The organism is Micromonospora sp. NPDC005206, assembly GCF_040608175.1.
Taxonomy (GTDB): Bacteria; Actinomycetota; Actinomycetes; order Mycobacteriales; family Micromonosporaceae; genus Micromonospora.
Genome location: NZ_JBEXHU010000019.1, coordinates 92666 through 108999, shown reverse-complemented (window position 1 = coordinate 108999; position 16334 = coordinate 92666). Strand labels below are relative to the sequence as shown.

20 protein-coding genes are annotated in these 16334 nt (G+C 73.4%); 11 read left to right on the top strand and 9 right to left on the bottom strand.

The window, feature by feature from the left end; all coding sequences use genetic code 11:
* Positions 1-28 precede the first annotated feature (28 nt).
* Complete coding sequence (locus ABZU69_RS27215; RefSeq protein WP_354967158.1) at positions 29-850, top strand: HAD-IIB family hydrolase; 822 nt, start codon at positions 29-31, stop codon at positions 848-850.
* The gene (locus ABZU69_RS27210; RefSeq protein ID WP_354967157.1) at positions 850-1662 is read left to right on the top strand and encodes an HAD family hydrolase; all 813 of its coding nucleotides are present in this window, start codon (positions 850-852) and stop codon (positions 1660-1662) included. The genes ABZU69_RS27215 and ABZU69_RS27210 overlap by 1 nt, the downstream gene beginning before the upstream one ends.
* A 10-nt stretch (positions 1663-1672) precedes the next feature.
* On the opposite strand, the gene ABZU69_RS27205 is transcribed toward ABZU69_RS27210, so the two are convergent.
* Positions 1673-2275, bottom strand: a complete 603-nt coding sequence (locus ABZU69_RS27205) for a bacterial proteasome activator family protein (RefSeq protein WP_354967156.1) — start codon at positions 2273-2275, stop codon at positions 1673-1675.
* An 84-nt stretch (positions 2276-2359) separates the two neighbouring features.
* Between ABZU69_RS27205 and ABZU69_RS27200 the strand changes: the two genes are divergently transcribed.
* Positions 2360-3157, top strand: a complete 798-nt coding sequence (locus tag ABZU69_RS27200) for a prolyl oligopeptidase family serine peptidase (protein ID WP_354967155.1) — start codon at positions 2360-2362, stop codon at positions 3155-3157.
* A gap of 80 nt (positions 3158-3237) precedes the next feature.
* On the top strand, positions 3238-4425 hold the full coding sequence (locus tag ABZU69_RS27195) for an ABC transporter substrate-binding protein (protein WP_354967154.1): 1188 nt from the start codon (positions 3238-3240) through the stop codon (positions 4423-4425).
* A gap of 76 nt (positions 4426-4501) precedes the next feature.
* Here the strand turns inward: ABZU69_RS27195 and ddaH are convergent, their stop codons facing one another.
* Entirely contained in the window at positions 4502-5335 is an 834-nt protein-coding gene (gene ddaH / locus ABZU69_RS27190) for a dimethylargininase (RefSeq protein ID WP_354967153.1), read from the bottom strand.
* Positions 5336-5394: 59 nt separating this feature from the next.
* Between ddaH and ABZU69_RS27185 the strand changes: the two genes are divergently transcribed.
* Together ABZU69_RS27185 and ABZU69_RS27180 are read left to right on the top strand one after the other, a co-directional pair.
* Positions 5395-5853 carry an Lrp/AsnC family transcriptional regulator gene (locus tag ABZU69_RS27185; RefSeq protein ID WP_074315467.1) on the top strand — a complete coding sequence of 153 codons (459 nt, stop codon included), beginning with the start codon at positions 5395-5397 and terminating at the stop codon, positions 5851-5853.
* 131 nt (positions 5854-5984) lie between these two features.
* Positions 5985-6941 (top strand): zinc-binding dehydrogenase, encoded by a 957-nt coding sequence (locus tag ABZU69_RS27180; RefSeq protein WP_354967152.1) that lies wholly within the window; start codon positions 5985-5987, stop codon positions 6939-6941.
* Between the two features lie 8 nt (positions 6942-6949).
* On the opposite strand, the gene ABZU69_RS27175 is transcribed toward ABZU69_RS27180, so the two are convergent.
* From ABZU69_RS27175 to ABZU69_RS27165, 3 genes are all read right to left on the bottom strand, one after another.
* Positions 6950-8056, bottom strand: a complete 1107-nt coding sequence (locus ABZU69_RS27175) for a hypothetical protein (RefSeq protein ID WP_354967151.1) — start codon at positions 8054-8056, stop codon at positions 6950-6952.
* Between the two features lie 129 nt (positions 8057-8185).
* Positions 8186-8452, bottom strand: coding sequence for a DUF6457 domain-containing protein (locus ABZU69_RS27170; RefSeq protein ID WP_354967150.1), 267 nt, complete (start codon positions 8450-8452; stop codon positions 8186-8188).
* Complete coding sequence (locus ABZU69_RS27165) at positions 8449-9090, bottom strand: NTP transferase domain-containing protein (protein ID WP_354967149.1); 642 nt, start codon at positions 9088-9090, stop codon at positions 8449-8451. Before ABZU69_RS27165 ends, ABZU69_RS27170 begins: the two co-directional genes overlap by 4 nt.
* Before the next feature lie 94 nt (positions 9091-9184).
* Between ABZU69_RS27165 and fdhD the strand changes: the two genes are divergently transcribed.
* Positions 9185-10039 carry a formate dehydrogenase accessory sulfurtransferase FdhD gene (gene fdhD, locus ABZU69_RS27160; protein WP_354967148.1) on the top strand — a complete coding sequence of 285 codons (855 nt, stop codon included), beginning with the start codon at positions 9185-9187 and terminating at the stop codon, positions 10037-10039.
* An 8-nt stretch (positions 10040-10047) separates the two neighbouring features.
* Here fdhD and ABZU69_RS27155 read toward each other — a convergent pair whose 3' ends face one another.
* The 4 genes from ABZU69_RS27155 to ABZU69_RS27140 form a co-directional block, all read right to left on the bottom strand.
* Positions 10048-10743, bottom strand: coding sequence for a GAP family protein (locus tag ABZU69_RS27155; protein WP_354967147.1), 696 nt, complete (start codon positions 10741-10743; stop codon positions 10048-10050).
* 155 nt (positions 10744-10898) lie between these two features.
* Complete coding sequence (locus tag ABZU69_RS27150) at positions 10899-11276, bottom strand: hypothetical protein (RefSeq protein WP_354967146.1); 378 nt, start codon at positions 11274-11276, stop codon at positions 10899-10901.
* A gap of 17 nt (positions 11277-11293) precedes the next feature.
* Entirely contained in the window at positions 11294-11545 is a 252-nt protein-coding gene (locus ABZU69_RS27145; protein ID WP_354967145.1) for a hypothetical protein, read from the bottom strand.
* Positions 11546-11606: 61 nt separating this feature from the next.
* Positions 11607-12653, bottom strand: coding sequence for a DUF4192 domain-containing protein (locus tag ABZU69_RS27140; protein ID WP_354967144.1), 1047 nt, complete (start codon positions 12651-12653; stop codon positions 11607-11609).
* 194 nt (positions 12654-12847) lie between these two features.
* Between ABZU69_RS27140 and ABZU69_RS27135 the strand changes: the two genes are divergently transcribed.
* The 4 genes from ABZU69_RS27135 to ABZU69_RS27120 are packed head-to-tail and all read left to right on the top strand — an operon-like array spanning position 12848 to position 16289.
* On the top strand, positions 12848-13762 hold the full coding sequence (locus ABZU69_RS27135; protein ID WP_354967143.1) for a fructosamine kinase family protein: 915 nt from the start codon (positions 12848-12850) through the stop codon (positions 13760-13762).
* A complete protein-coding gene (moaA, locus tag ABZU69_RS27130; RefSeq protein ID WP_354967142.1) occupies positions 13759-14772 on the top strand; it encodes a GTP 3',8-cyclase MoaA in 1014 nt (337 codons plus the stop codon). Before ABZU69_RS27135 ends, moaA begins: the two co-directional genes overlap by 4 nt.
* A gap of 3 nt (positions 14773-14775) precedes the next feature.
* On the top strand, positions 14776-15030 hold the full coding sequence (locus ABZU69_RS27125; RefSeq protein WP_354967141.1) for a MoaD/ThiS family protein: 255 nt from the start codon (positions 14776-14778) through the stop codon (positions 15028-15030).
* A 14-nt stretch (positions 15031-15044) separates the two neighbouring features.
* The gene (locus ABZU69_RS27120) at positions 15045-16289 is read left to right on the top strand and encodes a metallophosphoesterase (RefSeq protein ID WP_354967140.1); all 1245 of its coding nucleotides are present in this window, start codon (positions 15045-15047) and stop codon (positions 16287-16289) included.
* The last annotated feature ends 45 nt before the right edge of the window (positions 16290-16334 follow it).

Genomic DNA, 16334 nt, shown 5'->3' with positions numbered 1-16334 from the left:
TGCGACGGCGGCGGGCGAAGGAGGCACGATGACCCGCCCGGGACTGCCCAAGCTGATCGCGACCGACCTTGACGGGACGCTGGTTCGCAGCGACGACACCGTCTCCGCGTACACCCATGGGGTGCTCGACCGGGTGCGGGCCGCCGGCATTCCGGTGGTCGGCGCGACCGGGCGCGGACCGCGGCTGACCGAGCTGAGCCGCAACGACATCCGGGCCGCCGACTTTCTGGTGATGGCTGGCGGCGGGTGGGTGGTCGACCAGAGCGACCCGACCGGCCCGGTGGTGCTCCGCGAGGAGCGACTGGCCGGCGAGGTGCTGGCCCGGCTGCTCGCCGACCTGGAGGCCGAGGTCGGCCCGTTGACCGTCATGGTCGAGGCCTCCGACGAGCACGACGCCCCTCTCTGGGGCGACTATCACGCGAGCTGGCCCTACCAGGACAGGTTCGAGGCGCGTACCCGTGCGGAGTGCCTCTCCTGCGACGTGATCAAGGCCTTCGCCCGGACCGCCGACCACCACGTGGACGAGTTGCTGGCCGTGGCCCGCCGGATCGTCCCGCCGCAGGTCGCCACGCTCACCCAGGCCGGGCTCGGGTTCATCGAGATCTGCCCGCCCGGGGTGGACAAGGCGACGGGGCTGACCGTGGTCGCGCAGACGCTCGGGGTCGACCCCGCCGACGTGCTGGTCTTCGGTGACATGCCCAACGACCTGCCGATGTTCGAATGGGCCGGCTGGTCCCGGGTGGCGGTGGCCAACGCGCACCCCGCCGTCCGTGCCGCCGCCGACGAGGTGACCCTCCGCAACGACGACGACGGGGTGGCGGTGTATCTGGACCGGCTACTGTCCCGGTGATGGGAGAGACGCCCCGACTGATCGCCACCGACATCGACGGCACGCTGATCCGCGACGACCACACCGTCAGCCCGCACACCGCCGACGTGCTCGCCCGGATCTCCGCGCGGGGCACGCCGGTCGTGCTGGTCACCGGCCGTCCCGTCCGCTGGCTGAAGATGGTGTACGACCAGCTGGCCGAGCCGCTGCCTGCGGTCTGCGCCAACGGCGCCGTGGTCTACGACCCGTTCGAGGACGAGGTGCTGCGGGCGGACCCGCTCGCGCCGCAGCACCTGGCCGAGGTGGCCCGACGGCTGCGCGCCGAGGTGCCCGGGATCAGCTTCGCGGTGGAGATCCTCGACAGCCGGCAGATGCGGCACGAGGCGGACTACCCGCTGCGCTGGGACACCGACCCGGAAATGATCCGCCCGGTCGAAACGCCGGAGGAGCTGCTCTCGGCCCCGGCGGTGAAGCTGCTCGCCCGCGCCGGCGAGCAGGACCCGGACGCGTTCGTCGCGCTGGTCGCCGCGGCGGTGGCCGGGCTGGCCGAGGCGACGCACTCGTCGTCCTCGGGGCTGGTGGAGATCTCCGCGGCCGGGGTGACCAAGGCTGCGGGGCTGGACTGGTACTGCGACCGGCTCGGGGTGCGTGCGGCGGATGTGCTGGCCTTCGGCGACATGCCCAACGACGTGCCGATGCTGAGCTGGGCCGGGAGGGGCGTGGCGGTGGCCAACGCACACCGCGCCGTCCTGGCGGTCGCCGACGAGGTGACCGCGGCGAACTCCGAGGACGGCGTGGCGGCGTACCTGGAGAAGATCTTCGGGTTGGACTGAGCCGGCCGGGTCAGAGGTACTGGCCGGTGTTGTGCCCCTCGCCACCGCTCGGCTGGCCGATGCCCGGCATCCCCGGCACCATCCCGCCGGGACCGCTGGGCAGCGCCTGCCGGCCGGAGCGCATCTGCTCCAGCTGCACCCGGGCGGCCATCTGTTGAGCGACCAGGGCCGCCTGGATGCCGTGGAACAGACCCTCCAGCCAGCCGACGAGCTGGGCGTGCGCGATCCGCAGTTCGCTCTCGCTCGGGGCCTTGTCCTCGGTGAACGGCAGCGAGATCCGCTCCAACTCGTCGCGCAGCTCGGGGGCGAGGCCCTCCTTCAGCTCGACGATGGACCGCTCGTGGATCTCACGCATCCGGCTGCGGCTGGCGTCGTCGAGCGGGGCCGCCTTGACCTCCTCCAGCAACTGCTTGATCATGCTGCCGATCCGCATGACCTTGGCCGGCTGCTCGACCAGGCGGGTCGGGTCCTCGCCCTGCCCCTCCTCGGTCTGCACCGTGCCGATCGGCCGACCGTCCGGGCCGACCACCACCACGGTGCCGGAGTGGCCGGAATCGTCGCGGTCGGTCTCGTCGTCTTGTGCGTCGGAGTGCGCTTCGGTCATGGGGTCCATCTTTACCCAGCGGGCGCAACCCATGCCCCCCGGGACCGACTCCCGGGGCCGAACCACCCGGGCGGGGCGCGCTACCGTCGCGCCATGCCTGCCGACCCGCGCGCCGTGCTGACCCGGCCCGCTCCGGAGCCCGACCGGACCGTGGCGTACGGCGACCACCCCGACCAGGTGGCCGACCTGCGGCAACCGGCCGGCGCCGGCCCGGCACGACCACTGGTCGTCGTGGTGCACGGTGGCTTCTGGCGGGCCGAGTACGACCGGCGGCACACCGGGCCGCTGGCCGCCGCGCTCGCCTCGGCCGGCCACCCGGTGGCGCAACTGGAGTACCGGCGCACCGGGCAGCCGGGCGGCGGCTGGCCGGGGACCATGACCGACGTGCTGACCGGGGTCGCCGAACTGCCCGGGCTGGCCGCCGAGGCGCTGCCCGGCCAGGTGTCCCGGGCCGCCCCGATCCTGATCGGCCACTCCGCCGGTGGCCACCTGGCGCTGTACGTGGCGGCCACCGCGCCCGCGACGGTGGGCGGCGTGCTCGCCCTGGCCCCGGTGGCCGACCTGGTTGAGGCGTACCGGCAGGACCTGGACTCGGGCGCGGTGGCGGCGCTGCTCGGCGGCGGCCCGGCGCAGGTCCCGGACCGGTACGCGGCGACTGATCCACGGTCATTGGTGCCGACTCAGACACGCACAGTAGTCATGCATGGTTCGGCCGACCAGCAGGTGCCGGTGACGATGAGCCGGGAGTTCGTGGCGGCGGCGCGTGCCGCGGGATCCGACATCTCCCTTGTCGAACTGCCCGGATGCGAGCATTTCGGGCTGATCGACCCGGAGTCCCCGGCCTGGCCCCGGGTCCTGGTTATGTTGCGGTCCCTGCACGATGATCACTAGCCATTGACGCAGCGTCGCGGAGCAGGTAGAACGCCGGAGGGGCGGTGTTCTGCCCTGCAACGCTTCTGGGAAGGAACTCGGTGTCGCAGATGAATCGCAGGCGGGCGCTCCAGCTGTTGGCCGCGCTCGGTACCACCGGATTCGCCGCCGCGTGCGGCTCCGACACCGACGACCCGTCGACCGCCAGCCGGGGCCCGATCAAGATCGGTCTGATCACGCCGGAGGCCGGCGGTTTCAAGAGCATCGGTGAGGACATCACCAACGGCTTCCAGCTCTTCCTCGACCTGCACGACCAGCGGCTGGGCGGGCACCCGGTGGAGCTGCTGACCGCCGACGAGGGCGACACCGCCAAGACCGGCAAGGCCGCCGTCGAGGACCTGCTCAAGAAGGGCGTGCTGGCGCTCACCGGTGTGGTCAACTCGGCGGTGATGGTCGGCATCCGGGACACCGTCGAGCAGGCCCGGGTCCCGCTGATCGGCTCCAACGCCTCGCCGAGCAGCCTGCAGAGTGTCTTCTACATCTGGCGGACGTCCTACGTGCTGGACGAGGCCGGCCGGGCGCTCGGCCGCTACCTGCGCGACCAGCTGCCGTCGAACGGCCGCATCGCGATGATCATGCCGGAGAACGTCGGCAGCCCGGACGTGGTGCGGGGCTTCCGGCAGGAGTTCGGCGCCAGCGACCCGCGGATCGCCGACCCGGTGACCAACACCAACCCCACCCCGAACCCCGGGAAGAACACGTACGGCGCGGACATCCGCAAGGCGCTGACCAAGAAGCCGACCGCGGTCGTCTGCTTCTACGCCGGCGCGGCGGCGGTGGAGTTCATCAAGCAGCTGCGTGACCAGTTCTCCGGGCCGGTGTACGCACCCGGCTTCCTCACCGAGGGCAGCGTGCTGGAGAGCATGGACAGGGACGCGCTCGGCATCCAGACCGCCCTGAACTACTCGGCCGACCTGAACAACACGTCCAACCGGGTCTTCGCCTCGGCCTACCGCAAGAAGTACCAGGTCACGCCGACCACCTACGCGATGGCCTCGTACGACGCGGCGCAGGTGCTCGACCAGGCGATCCAGCTGACCGGCGGGTCACCCACCCCCCAGCAGGTCAACCTGGCGCTGGGCAAGATCGGCCAGATCGACAGCCCGCGCGGCATCTGGCAGTTCAACCAGCCGCGCACCCCGCAGCAGAAGTGGTACCTGCGGGAGGTGCAGCGCGACGGTCAGGTCATGTCGAACGTGCTGATCAACGAGCTGGCCACGCTGGGCTGACCGCCCACCACGAGCACGGTCCCGGGCCGGCCTCCCCAACGGGAGGCCGGCCCGGACGTACGCGGCGGTGTTCCGGTCAGTGCCGGAGTTCCCCGATGCAGCACTTCACGCTGCCGCCGCCCTTCTTCAGCTCGGCCAGATCGACCGGGACCGGGGTGTAGCCGGCGGCCTTGAGCTTGCCGGCCAGCCGGGTGGCCTCGCTGCTGAGCACCACGTTCGCGCCGTCGCTGACCAGGTTGATCCCGAAGGCCATCGCGTCCTCGTCGTCCGCGATCACGGCGTCCGGGAAGAGCTGGGTGAGCACCCGCTGGCTGGCCGCGGAGAACGCGCCGGGGAAGTAGACGATGTTCGAGTCGTCGATGGCGGCGAGCGCCACGTCCAGGTGGTAGAAGCGCGGGTCGATCAGACGCAGTGACACCACCGGCCGGCCCAGCGCCTCCTGCGCCTCGGCGTGCGCCGGGATCTCGGTGCGGAAGCCGTGCCCGGCCAGGATGAGCCCGCCGTGCGCCTCCGGCACGTACGCGAAGTCACCCTCGCCCTCGTTGGTCTCGCTCGGGGCGATGAACCGCCAGCCCTGCGACTCGTAGAAGGCATGGTGCAGGGCGGCCTCGGCGGCCCGCTGCTCGTGTTTGAACCGCGCGCCGTAGACACTGCCGTCCACCGCGAAGCCGCCGTTGGCGGCGTACACCATGTCGGGCAGGCCCCGCTCGGGCGTGAGCAGGTGTACCTCGTGGCCGAGACCGACCAGCGTCTCGCGCAGCCGGTCCCACTGCTTGACGGCCAGTTCCCGGTCGACGGGAGTGGTCACGTCCATCCACGGATTGATCGCGTATTCCACCGCGAAGTGCTCGGGCGAGCACATGAGATATGTCCGCTTTCGCGGGACTCGCTGCTGGTTCACGGTCACCAAGAGTAGGTACCGTTGAACTTTGGTAACAGCCACAACCATTGCTTCCCAGAGGCGGAACGTTGCAGATAGACGCGGTAGACCAGCGGATCATTGCGTTGCTCGTCGCCGACGCCCGCGCGTCGTACGCCGACATCGGCACCCGGGTGTCACTCTCCGCCCCGGCGGTCAAGCGCCGGGTCGACAGACTGCGCGCCACCGGCGTGATCAGGGGATTCACGGCCGTGGTTGATCCGGCGGCCGTCGGCTGGACCACCGAGGCGTTCGTCGAGCTGTTCTGTGCCGGCCGGACCACCCCGGCGCAGATCGGCGTGGCGGCCCGCCGGCACCCGGAGGTGGTCGGCGCGTACACCGTCTCCGGTGAGGCGGACGCGCTGGTGCACCTGCGCGCCGCCGACATCGCCCACCTGGAGGCGGCGTTGGAGCGGCTACGCGCCGAGTCCTTCGTGACCTCCACCCGCAGCACCATCGTGCTCTCCCGGCTGGTCGAATCCCCCGGCGTCGGCCCCTCCACCCGCTGACCGGATCCGCCCGCCGCACCGGCCGACCTCGGGGTTTCCGGGCCCCACCCGCCCTTGACCTCAAGCCCGGTTCAACAGATGAACTGGCGGCGGAGTGTGGGCAGAACTCCCACCACGGCCGAGGGGGTTCCGTGCGGGCGGTCTGGATACGTGCATTCGGTGGGCCCGAGGTGCTGGTGCCCGGCCCGGCACCCGACCCGGCACCCGGCCCAGGTCAGGTGCTGATCGACGTCGCGCACGCGAACATCACCTTCGTCGAGACGCAGCAGCGCTCCGGTCGCCCCGGGCCGTTCCGGGTCACCCCGCCGCTGATCCCCGGCAACGGCGTCGGCGGGGTGATCGCCGCCGTCGGGCCGGGCGTCGACCCCGGGCTGACCGGGCGGCGGGTGGTCAGCGCCACGGGCGGCTCCGGCGGATACGCCGAACGGGTGGCGGTGCACGCGTCCGCGCCGATCGAGGTCCCGGCCGGGCTGGCGCTGGACGCGGCGGTCGCGCTGCTGGCCGACGGACGTACCGCCACGATGCTGACCGAGGCGGTCGGCGTCCACCCGGGGGACCGGGTGCTGGTGGAGGCCGCGGCGGGCGGGGTGGGCAGTCTGCTGGTGCAGCTCGCGGCCCGGGCCGGTGCCCGGGTGATCGGCGTGGCCGGTGGGCAACGCAAGGTGGACCTGCTACCCGGACTGGGTGCCGAGCTGTCCGTTGACTACCGCGCGCCGGGCTGGGCCGCCCGGATCCGGGACGCGGTGGGCGGGGTCGACGTGGTGTTCGACGGTGTCGGCGGGCCGGTCGCCCAGACGGCCTTCGAGCTGCTGGCCCCGGGCGGCCGCATGGTCAGCTTCGGGCTGGCCAGCGGCGAGTGGTCACCGGTGTCCGTGGAGGCCGCCACCGCACGGCAGGTCACGTTGGTCCGGCCGGACGTGCCGCCCGCGCGCCTGCGGGCGTACACCGGTCGGGCGCTGGCGGAGGCGGCGGCCGGCCGGCTGCGGCCAGTGATCGGGCAGCGTTTCCCGCTGGAGCGCGCCGCCGACGCGCACGCCGCCATCGAGGCCCGCTCGACGGTCGGCAAGACCCTGCTCGACGTCTCCTGAAACCACGCTCAGAGATACATGCCGGTGCGGTGCTCGGACTCGTCACGCCGGACCGGCTTGTCGCCCTCGCCGAAGAACCGCTTGCCGCCGAACTCGCCGTGCAGCCGGTCGTCCAACTCGTCGGCGAGCCCGGTCATCACCTGCACCGCCAGCATCAGGTGGGTGGCCTGGAAGTTGCGGCCGAAGACCGGAATGGACGCCCAGACCGTGTCCTCCGCGCAGTAGAGGCGGCCGATCGGCATCCGGTTGGTCAACTCGGAGAGCTTGACGTAGAGCCGCTCGGTCGGCTCCACCTCGGTGAGCACCGGGGAGAAGACGTCCACCAGGGGCGGATTGTCCCGCACCCGGACGAAGACCATCGCCGAACCGGCGCGGATGTTGATGTCGCCGTCCGAGTCGACCTGCAACCGGTCGGTGTCGGACTTCAGCATGGTGGAGACAACGGTGCGGACCCGATCCGCCAGGTCGAGCACGTCGTCACGCTCGACCTGCGCGGCGGCCGCCTCGGCCAGTGCCTCCTCCAGGTCGGCCTCGACGTCGGCGTCCGGGCCGAACTCGCTACGCGCGGTGCCCAGCGGCTCCACGGTCAGCGGCTCACCCTCGGCGTCCTGCACCAGGTAGACGAGGAACGCCGGGTGCGGGGCGCCGTAGACGTCGCGCAGCGTCCGGGAGAGCAGCGCGGCGATCCGGGTCGCCTCCGCTGTCGTGCCGTCCAACCCGAAGAAACCACCGGAGCCGGCCACCACCCCCGGCGGGGACCAGCCGAGCGCGACCATGTCCGCCACCGCGGCGCGATCCAGGCGGTAGCCCGCCGGCAGGGTGGCGTTGCCGACCGCCCGGGCGGAGAACCGGCCGTCGCCGTCCACGTCGACGCTGATCGAGTAGACGGCGTCCCCGGTGCCGGAGGCGGTGGGGTCCAGGGTCAGTTCGAGGTGCGCGCCAGCGGGCAGCTCCCGCAGCCGGACGGCGAGCGCGCGGGCGAACTCCTGCCACGCCTCCGTCACCTTGGCCCGCAGATCCGTGGTGCTCGGCTCGTCGAGCAGGATCGACTCCGCCGGCTCGGCCGTACCGCCGGGCAGCTCATTGTTCGGCGCCGAGGGGTGGTCAGCCGTCATGATCGCCTCCGTCCGTCACGATCACCCTACCCACGCCGTCCGGGCGTCGAATCAGCCCCGACCGGGATCGGACACCGGCATGGCCCGCCACGGATCCGCGGCGGTTCTCATCGGCGCGGAAGCCGCCGGTCAGACCGCTGACGGACCGGCGGGATCGGAGCCCAACTCGACCGGCCAGGTGGCCGCGAGGGCGCTGAGCCGGGCGGCGGCGTCCGCCGGGTCGGCGCCCCGGCCCACCGCCAGCCCGAGCAGGTACGCCGTGACCGGCGCGCCCGGTCGCAACACCTGGTGGGCGACGTCGCGGGCCAGGTCCAGCACCACCGGCACGGGCACCTGGGCCGGGCCCAGGTCCAGCTCGGTACAGGCCGCCGTCACCCAGTCGTCCATCACCGTCATCGCGCCCACTCCTCCGCCCGGCGTACGTCCTCGTCAGTGTCGCAGTCGAACCAGGGCGGCGGGCCGTCACCGGACCACGGCACCTCGCGGACGACGAGGCCGGCCAGCAGCGCCCGGACCGGAGCCCCGGCGAGGCTGCCGCCCCGCTCGGCCGCCAGCCGGTCCATCCCGGCACGCAGCGCGGTGACCCGCCACACCCCGCAGAGCGACTGCCGCCGCCCATCCGCGTCGACGAAGCACGCCCCGCCGGGTAGCCGCTCCAGCCCGACGGTGCCGCCGCCCACCGGTCCGGTGTGCGACGGGGCCAGGTGGGTCAGCAGCTCGCCGATCGCGGCGCGGGTGAGCAGCGGCAGGTCGGCGGCGAGCAGCGCGACCAGGTTCGCTGCCGGGTCGAGCAGTGCCAGCCCGGCCGCCGCCGCGGCGACCGGTCCCCCGCCGGGCGGATCCTCCCGGGTCACCCGCACGCCGGGCGGAACCGCGCCCGCCGGACCGACCAGCACCCTCGGCGCGGCATCGGCGACGGCGGCCAGCACCCGGTCGCGCATCGACCGGCCGCCGACCGGGAGCGCGGGCTTGTCCACCCCGCCCATCCGTCGGGCCGCCCCACCGGCGAGCACCACCGCGGCGTACGTCCCCATCCGGCCACGGTAGCCGTGCCACCATCCGGCCGGCGGCCGGCGCCGATGCCCGGTGGCCGTGCGGGCGTACCGGCGCGGGGTGCAGGATGGCGGGATGGGACGGGCGACTGACCGACGGGGCGTACTCCGGATCGACCTGGACGCGGCGGCCGACGGGCGTGGACCCGTCCGCCGGCCGGACAGCCTGGCGGTGGAGGAGCCGCTGGAGATCCGGGTGGGCCCGGCCGGCCCCGGCCGGCGACGGCCGCTCGCGGTCACCATGCGCACCCCCGGGGACGACCTGGACCTGGCCATCGGCTTCCTGCTGACCGAGGGGCTGATCCGGTCGACCGACGACGTGCAGACCGCGCAGCTCTGCGCCGGCGCGGAGACGCCGAACACGTACAACGTGGTGGACGTGGTGCTCGCCCCCGGGGTGCCGGAACCGACCACCGACCCGACCCGGAACTTCTACACGACCAGCTCCTGCGGGGTCTGCGGCAAGGCCAGCATCGACGCCGTCCGCACCCGTTCGCTGTTCCCTGTGGCGGCGGACCCGCTCACCGTGCCGGCCGCCCTGCTCGCCGAGCTGCCCGACCGGCTGCGTGCCGGCCAACGCGGCTTCGACCGGACCGGCGGGCTCCACGCGGCGGGGCTTTTCTCGCCCGCCGGAGAGCTGGTGGTGCTCCGGGAGGACGTGGGTCGACACAATGCCGTGGACAAGGTGATCGGCTGGGCGGTGCGGGAACGACGGCTGCCGCTGGCCGGGCACCTGCTGCTGGTTTCCGGCCGTGCCAGCTTCGAGCTGACCCAGAAGGCGTGGATGGCCGGAGTGCCACTGCTGGCCGCGGTGTCCGCGCCGAGCACCCTCGCCGCCGAGCTGGCCGAGGAGGCGGGAATGACGCTGGTCGGCTTCCTGCGTGGCACCACGATGAACGTCTACACCCGTACCGAGCGGGTCACCATCTGATCGGCCAGCTAGTCGAACAGCCCCAGCCGGATGCCGGCGTCACGGGCCAGCAGGAAACCGGCGATGCCGAGGATCCAGCCGAGCATGCCGCCGGAGTGCCGCACGATCCAGGCGTTGAGCCGGACCAGCACCGGCTCGACCAGGCTCGGCCACGCCATCCGCGCCCCCAGCAGCACCACCGCCGGCAGCACCATGACCAGGCAGTAGCCGGCGAGCAGCCCCACGATCTCCGCCGCGCCGAGCCCGGAGGTGGTCAGCAGGCCGACCGCGCCGAGGTACGGCAGCATCGTCGCCACCTCCGCGAGCGCGGCGAGCAGCGCCAGCCCCACCAGCCATCGCGCCGAGGAGTCGCCGGCGGTGACCCGGTCCCGCCAGCGCAGCACACCGCCGCCGCGCGGGCGTCGTTTGCCGTCGTAGCGGAAGCTGAGCGCGAACAGCCCGACCCCGAGGACGAGCTGCGCCCAGAGCACCGGCCGGTTGTCCAGCGCCCCGCCGAGTACGTCGGCCAGCCGGCTGCCGCCCACGGCGAGCAGCAGCCCGACAGCGAAGTAGAAGACGGCGATCGTGCCGAGGTAGACGAGGATCCGCCGGGCGTTGACCGTCCCGGGCGCGAGCAGCAACCAGACCGGGATGAAGAGAGTCCCGATGCTGGTGCTGTCGACCAGGGCCAGGCCTGCGAGCGACAGCAGCAGTCCGACGCTCATCTGGGGCATTCGTTTGGCAGGGGCACCTGATGATTGTCCGGTGGCGTCTGCTCTGCCGAGTCGACCGCTGACAGGAGAAACGCGTACATCGTTCGGACCACACCGAACATGCCGATCGCCTGCCGGCCCTCCTGGCGCCGGAATGCAGCCGCTCGTCAGTCCAGGTCGAGGATGCTCCAGTTGGTCGGTAGCACCTTCGCCGCCAGCCTGGGCTGCGCGGTCGCGTAGTGCGCCTCGTGGGTGAGTGCCGCGCTGGCGGCATGGCCGAGTGAGATGTCTCCATCCGCGGCGCGGGCCAGCGTGCCGGCGTCTCGCACGGCGTCCGCATCGAGCGGCAGCAGGCGTATCACCGGGGCACTCATCATCAGGGCCAGCAGCGCGGCACCAACCTCGTCGCCCGCGCCCGCGAAGGCAACCGCCAGACAGGCGGCCGGGACGGCCACCTGACGTCCCTCATCGGCGACCTGGAGCATCAACTCCCCCACCGATACGTTGCCCTCGATGTAGGCCGTCAACGCCGACGCGTCGAACACGGCCGCGATCCGATCGCTCATCCGGCGTCGCCCAACATCCGGCGCCCCTCGGCCAGGGCGTCCGCCGGAATGGGTGCCGCCAGGCGCTCACGCCACCGCGCCTTGCCCGCCTCGGTCACCTCGATGCCGGCACGCCGCAGCACCTCGTCGAGGTGCGCGCGGGCCATCTGAGCCCGGACCGCCGCGGTGATCGCCGCCGAAACGTTGGGCTGCCGGTCGAGCCACTCTGCCACGTCGTCGGGGAGGCTCACTGAGCGCTTCGCGGTCATGCTCGCCAGCCTACCAAACCTGGTAGCACCCACGGTATTACCAGAGGCTGGAGGGGATCGGTCACCGGCGGCCACGTCGGCTCCGCCTGCGGGGGCGGACCACGCCGGGCAGACCGACCGACGGCCAGCCGTCCAGCTCGGACGGGGGCACGCCGCGCCGGAGCAGGTCGTCCAGGAGCAGGGCGAGCGAGTAGTCGGGGTGCAGGCTCAGCGTCCGCTCCAGCGCGACCGCCGCCAGTGCCCCCTGCCCCGCCCGCCAGGCCGCGAACGCCAGCAGCGCGCCCGGAGCGGCGGTCAGCTCCGACTCGGCCCGGCGCAGCACGTCGGTCCAGAGGGCGATGTCCCGGTCCCGACCGTCGGTGCGTTCCCAGGCGTGGTCGCGGATCGGCAGGTGCGTCAACAGGAGGCTCAGCCAGGCCACCTCGTCGTCGTCGAGCCGTTCGCCGCGCCGTTGCCGGCGTTGCGCCTCGCGGACCGCCGCCACCCCGGCGGAGCGCAGCTCCCGGCCGCCGAGCAGATCGCTCGCGGGCGCCTCCTCGACCAGGTCGGTCAGTCGCCGCTCGGCCCGGGCGGTGGCCTCGCGCAGCGCGTCCCGCGCCGGGCCGTCCACCGGTGCCACCTGCGCCACGAGGGCGGCCCGGTCGGGGAGCGCGACCTGGCCGGCGAAGACCGCCGAGGCGGTCACCTGGTTGGCCGCCGGGTCGTAGGGCCGGCCCTCGGGCGGGCAGCAGTCGACCTCGGCGCAGAGGTAGGACCACCACCGGCCGTCGGTCACCCGCAGCGCGTCCAGCACCTCCAGCCCGGCCCCGGTCAGGGCGGCGCGCGCGGCATCCACGCTCGGCGTCACCCGGTCGGGCGGTCCGTAGCCCACCACGGTCGCGGCCTCGGCGCCCTGGCGGTGGATCACCCCGGCCAGGTGCCGGGCCGGCTCGACCGGATCGGCCGACGGATCGGGCAGGTCGGCGCGGGCGGCGAAGATGATCCGCCGCCCGCGCAGCGCCACCGCGACCACGCTGTCGGCGGGGTGGAAGCCGAGCAGGTACGGCACGGCGGCGAGCAGGTCGGCGGGTGAGCGGACGGCGAGCCGGGGGCGTTCGGTCGAGGTCATGCCGGGAGCCTGCGACGGGCTGGCCCGGCTTCGCCGCCCCTGTGGACGACACGCGGCTTATCCACAGTCACTCTCCGTGTTGCCCCTGGTCAACGCGCATCCTCGGGTGCTGGGACGGAACGGGTGGCACCGGTGGCCGACCTGATGTGTTCGGGCGGTGCCGTTGTGTCGTGGGGAGCGGTTACCGTGCGCTGATGGACCTGGCGTATCTGCGCGCGCACCCGGCACACCTGCCGACGTTCCTGACCCACCAGCGGATCAGGGAGACGCCGGTCGCCGGTGGGGACATCTGCGCCGCCGCCCGACTCACCCTGGACGACGGCCACTCGGTCTTCGCCAAATCCTGGCCCGAGCGGGCAGGCCGGCCGGTGCCGGAGGGCTTCTTCGCCGCCGAGGCCGCCGGGTTGCGCTGGCTGCGGGAGGCCGGCGCGGTCGCCGTACCCGAGGTGATCGTGGCGCTGCCCGACATGCTGGCGCTCGACTGGGTGGAGCCCGGCGAGCCGACGTCGGAGGCGGCCGAGCGCTTCGGCCGGGAGTTGGCCGACCTGCACCGGGCCGGCGCACCGGCCTTCGGTGCGACCTGGCCCGGCTTCATCGGTGCGCTCGAGCAGGACAACAATCCCGACGACGGCTGCTGGTCGACGTGGTTCGCCCAGCGGCGGCTCGCTCCCTACCTGCGGCGATCGGTCGACGCCGGCGCGCTGAGCAGCGACGACGCCAGCCTGGTCGAGCAGGTGATCGGTCGGGTCGGCGAGTTCGGCGGGGAGGAGCCGCCGGCCCGCATCCACGGCGACCTGTGGCCGGGCAACGTGCTCTGGGGCGCCGACGACCGCGCCTGGCTGGTCGACCCGGCGGCGCACGGCGGGCACCGGGAGACGGATCTCGCCCAGCTGGCACTCTTCGGCGGCATCCCGCATCTGGCCCGGGCCCTGGCCGCCTATCGGGAGAGCTGGCCGCTTCCCGACGGCTGGCCCGACCGGGTGCCGCTGCACCAACTACACCTGCTGCTGGTGCACACCGCGCTGTTCGGCGGCGGTTACCGAGATGCCGTCGTCCAGACTGCCCGTGCCGCCCTGGGCCGGCCCGAGCGCGCTACGGTCGACAGGTGAGCGTCGCCCCGCGGACCGACGGCGTCCTCGTCGACCGGTTCGGCCGGGTCGCCCGGGACCTGCGCGTGTCCCTCACCGACAAGTGCAACCTTCGGTGCACCTACTGCATGCCGGCCGAGGGGCTGCCCTGGCTGGCCGGTCCCGAGCTGCTCACCGACGCGGAGATCGTCCGGCTGGTCCGGGTGGCCGTCGAGCGGCTCGGCGTGACCGAGGTGCGGTTCACCGGCGGCGAGCCACTGATCCGACCCGGGCTGGTCGGCATCGTGGCCGCGGTCGCCGCGCTGGAGCCCCGCCCGCGGATCTCGCTCACCACCAACGGCATCGGCCTCGACCGGCTCGCCCCGGCGCTGCACACGGCCGGCCTCGACCGGGTGAACGTCTCGCTGGACACCCTGGACCCGGGCCGGTTCGCCCAGCTCACCCGTCGCGCCCGGCTGGACGCGGTGCTCGCCGGGCTCGCCGGGGCCGCCGCCGCCGGGCTCAACCCCGTCAAGATCAATACTGTATTGATGCGGGGCGTCAACGAGGACGAGGCACCGGCCCTGCTGCGCTTCGCCGTCGACCACGACTACCAGCTGCGGATCATCGAGCAGATGCCACTGGACGCCCAGCACGGCTGGGACCGCAGCACGATGGTCACCGCCGAGGAAATCCTCACCTCCCTGCGTACCCGCTTCGACCTCAGCCCCGACCCGGCCGAACGCGGCGCGGCGCCGGCCGAGACCTGGCTGGTCGACGGCGGTCCGGCCCGGGTCGGCGTGATCGCCAGCGTCACCCGCCCCTTCTGCGGCGACTGCGACCGCACCCGGCTGACCGCCGACGGCCAGGTCCGCGCCTGCCTCTTCGCCACCGAGGAGTCCGACCTCCGCGCCGCCCTGCGCGCCGGCGCGGACGACGACGACCTGGCCCGACGCTGGCGCACCGCGATGTGGGGCAAGCGCGCCGGGCACGGCATCGACGACCCCACCTTCCTCCAGCCGACCCGGCCGATGTCCGCGATCGGAGGCTGAGACGTGGACCCGAGACCGCTGACCATCCGCTACTTCGCCGGCGCACGGGCCGCCGCCGGCCGACCCGAGGAGGCCGTCGCCGCCGGCCGGTCGCTCGACGACCTCACCGTCGAGCTGGCCCAGCGGCACGGTGACCGGCTGGCCGCCGTGCTGCGGGTGGCGAGTTTCCTCGTGGACGGCGTCACCTGTCATGATCGGCAGGCACCCCTGCCAGGCGGGGCCACGATCGATGTCCTGCCACCGTTCGCGGGCGGCTGAGGGAGGCACAGCAGATGTTGGCGGTTCTGGGGTTCGTGGCCGTCCTGGCGCTGGTCATCGGCCTCATCCACCTCTACCTGTGGAAGCGGCTGATCCGGGACACCACCGGGCCGGGCCGCTGGCGGCGCATCGGCGGTGTCGCGGGCCTGGTGCTGGCGCTGCTCGTGCCGGCCACCCTCGTCGGGACCCAGGCCGGGCTCTACTGGCTCGCCTGGCCGGGCTACCTCTGGCTCGCGTTGATGTTCTACCTGCTGGTCCTGCTCGTCGTGCTGGAAGTGCCGATGCTGGTCACCCGGCTGGTGCTGCGCCGCCGGGTCACCGCCGCCGATGCGACGACCGCCGCACCGGAGCCGGTGCTGGTCGGCGCCGCCGGGCCGACCGATCCACCGGCCGCCAGCGCGGTCCGTGCGCCCGACCACGACCCGGCACGCCGGCTGCTGCTGGCCCGCGGGGCAGCCATCTTCGCCGGCCTCACCGCCACCGGCATCACGGGGTACGGGGTACGCACCGCGCTCGGCCCGCCGCAGCTGGACCGGGTGCAGATCCCGCTCGGCAAGCTTCCGCGCAGCATGGACGGCCTGCGCATCGCCACCGTCTCCGACATCCACCTCGGGCCGCTGCGCGGCCGGGCGCACACCGAGCGCATCGTCGCCGCGATCAACCGCCTCGACGCGGACCTGGTCGCGGTCGTCGGTGACCTGGTCGACGGCTCGGTCGCCGAGCTTGGGTCGGCCGCCGCGCCGCTGCGCGACCTGCGCTCCCGCTACGGCAGCTTCTTCGTCACCGGCAACCACGAGTACTACTCGGGCGTGGAGGAGTGGGTCCAGGAGGTGGACCGGCTCGGCCTGCGGGTGCTGCAGAACCAGCGGCAGGAGATCCAGGCCCGGGGCGGCGTACTCGACCTGGCCGGCGTCAACGACCTTTCGGGCACGGGCACCGGCCTCGCCGCCGGGCCGGACTTCGCCGCCGCCCTTGGTGACCGCGACCCGAACCGCCCGGTGGTGCTGCTCGCGCACCAGCCGGTGGCGGCGAAGGAGGCGGCCCGGTACGGCGTCGACCTGCAACTGTCCGGGCACACCCACGGCGGGCAGGTGGTGCCGTTCAACCTGGCCGTCCGGCTCGAACAGCCGGTGGTCAGTGGGCTCGGCGAGGTCGACGGCACCAAGGTCTACGTGACCAACGGCGCCGGTTTCTGGGGTCCGCCGGTCCGGGTCGGGGCCGAACCGCAGATCACCCTGGTCGAGCTGCGCTCGGCATAGCGGACGTCACGTCCGCGCGTGGCGGCGGGCGGCCGGCGCGGCGGG

What these genes read in the sequence shown, in the direction of transcription:
- ABZU69_RS27170 (WP_354967150.1), bottom strand. Translation starts at nt 8,452, where the DNA reads ATGACGGTGATGGACGACTGGGTGACGGCGGCCTGTACCGAGCTGGAC.
- fdhD (WP_354967148.1), top strand. Translation starts at nt 9,185, where the DNA reads ATGGGACGGGCGACTGACCGACGGGGCGTACTCCGGATCGACCTGGAC.
- ABZU69_RS27120 (WP_354967140.1), top strand. Translation starts at nt 15,045, where the DNA reads ATGTTGGCGGTTCTGGGGTTCGTGGCCGTCCTGGCGCTGGTCATCGGC.
- ABZU69_RS27175 (WP_354967151.1), bottom strand. Translation starts at nt 8,056, where the DNA reads ATGACGGCTGACCACCCCTCGGCGCCGAACAATGAGCTGCCCGGCGGT.
- ABZU69_RS27135 (WP_354967143.1), top strand. Translation starts at nt 12,848, where the DNA reads ATGGACCTGGCGTATCTGCGCGCGCACCCGGCACACCTGCCGACGTTC.
- ABZU69_RS27205 (WP_354967156.1), bottom strand. Translation starts at nt 2,275, where the DNA reads ATGGACCCCATGACCGAAGCGCACTCCGACGCACAAGACGACGAGACC.
- ABZU69_RS27200 (WP_354967155.1), top strand. Translation starts at nt 2,360, where the DNA reads ATGCCTGCCGACCCGCGCGCCGTGCTGACCCGGCCCGCTCCGGAGCCC.
- ABZU69_RS27165 (WP_354967149.1), bottom strand. Translation starts at nt 9,090, where the DNA reads ATGGGGACGTACGCCGCGGTGGTGCTCGCCGGTGGGGCGGCCCGACGG.
- ABZU69_RS27210 (WP_354967157.1), top strand. Translation starts at nt 850, where the DNA reads ATGGGAGAGACGCCCCGACTGATCGCCACCGACATCGACGGCACGCTG.
- ABZU69_RS27155 (WP_354967147.1), bottom strand. Translation starts at nt 10,743, where the DNA reads ATGAGCGTCGGACTGCTGCTGTCGCTCGCAGGCCTGGCCCTGGTCGAC.
- ABZU69_RS27145 (WP_354967145.1), bottom strand. Translation starts at nt 11,545, where the DNA reads ATGACCGCGAAGCGCTCAGTGAGCCTCCCCGACGACGTGGCAGAGTGG.
- ABZU69_RS27140 (WP_354967144.1), bottom strand. Translation starts at nt 12,653, where the DNA reads ATGACCTCGACCGAACGCCCCCGGCTCGCCGTCCGCTCACCCGCCGAC.
- ABZU69_RS27215 (WP_354967158.1), top strand. Translation starts at nt 29, where the DNA reads ATGACCCGCCCGGGACTGCCCAAGCTGATCGCGACCGACCTTGACGGG.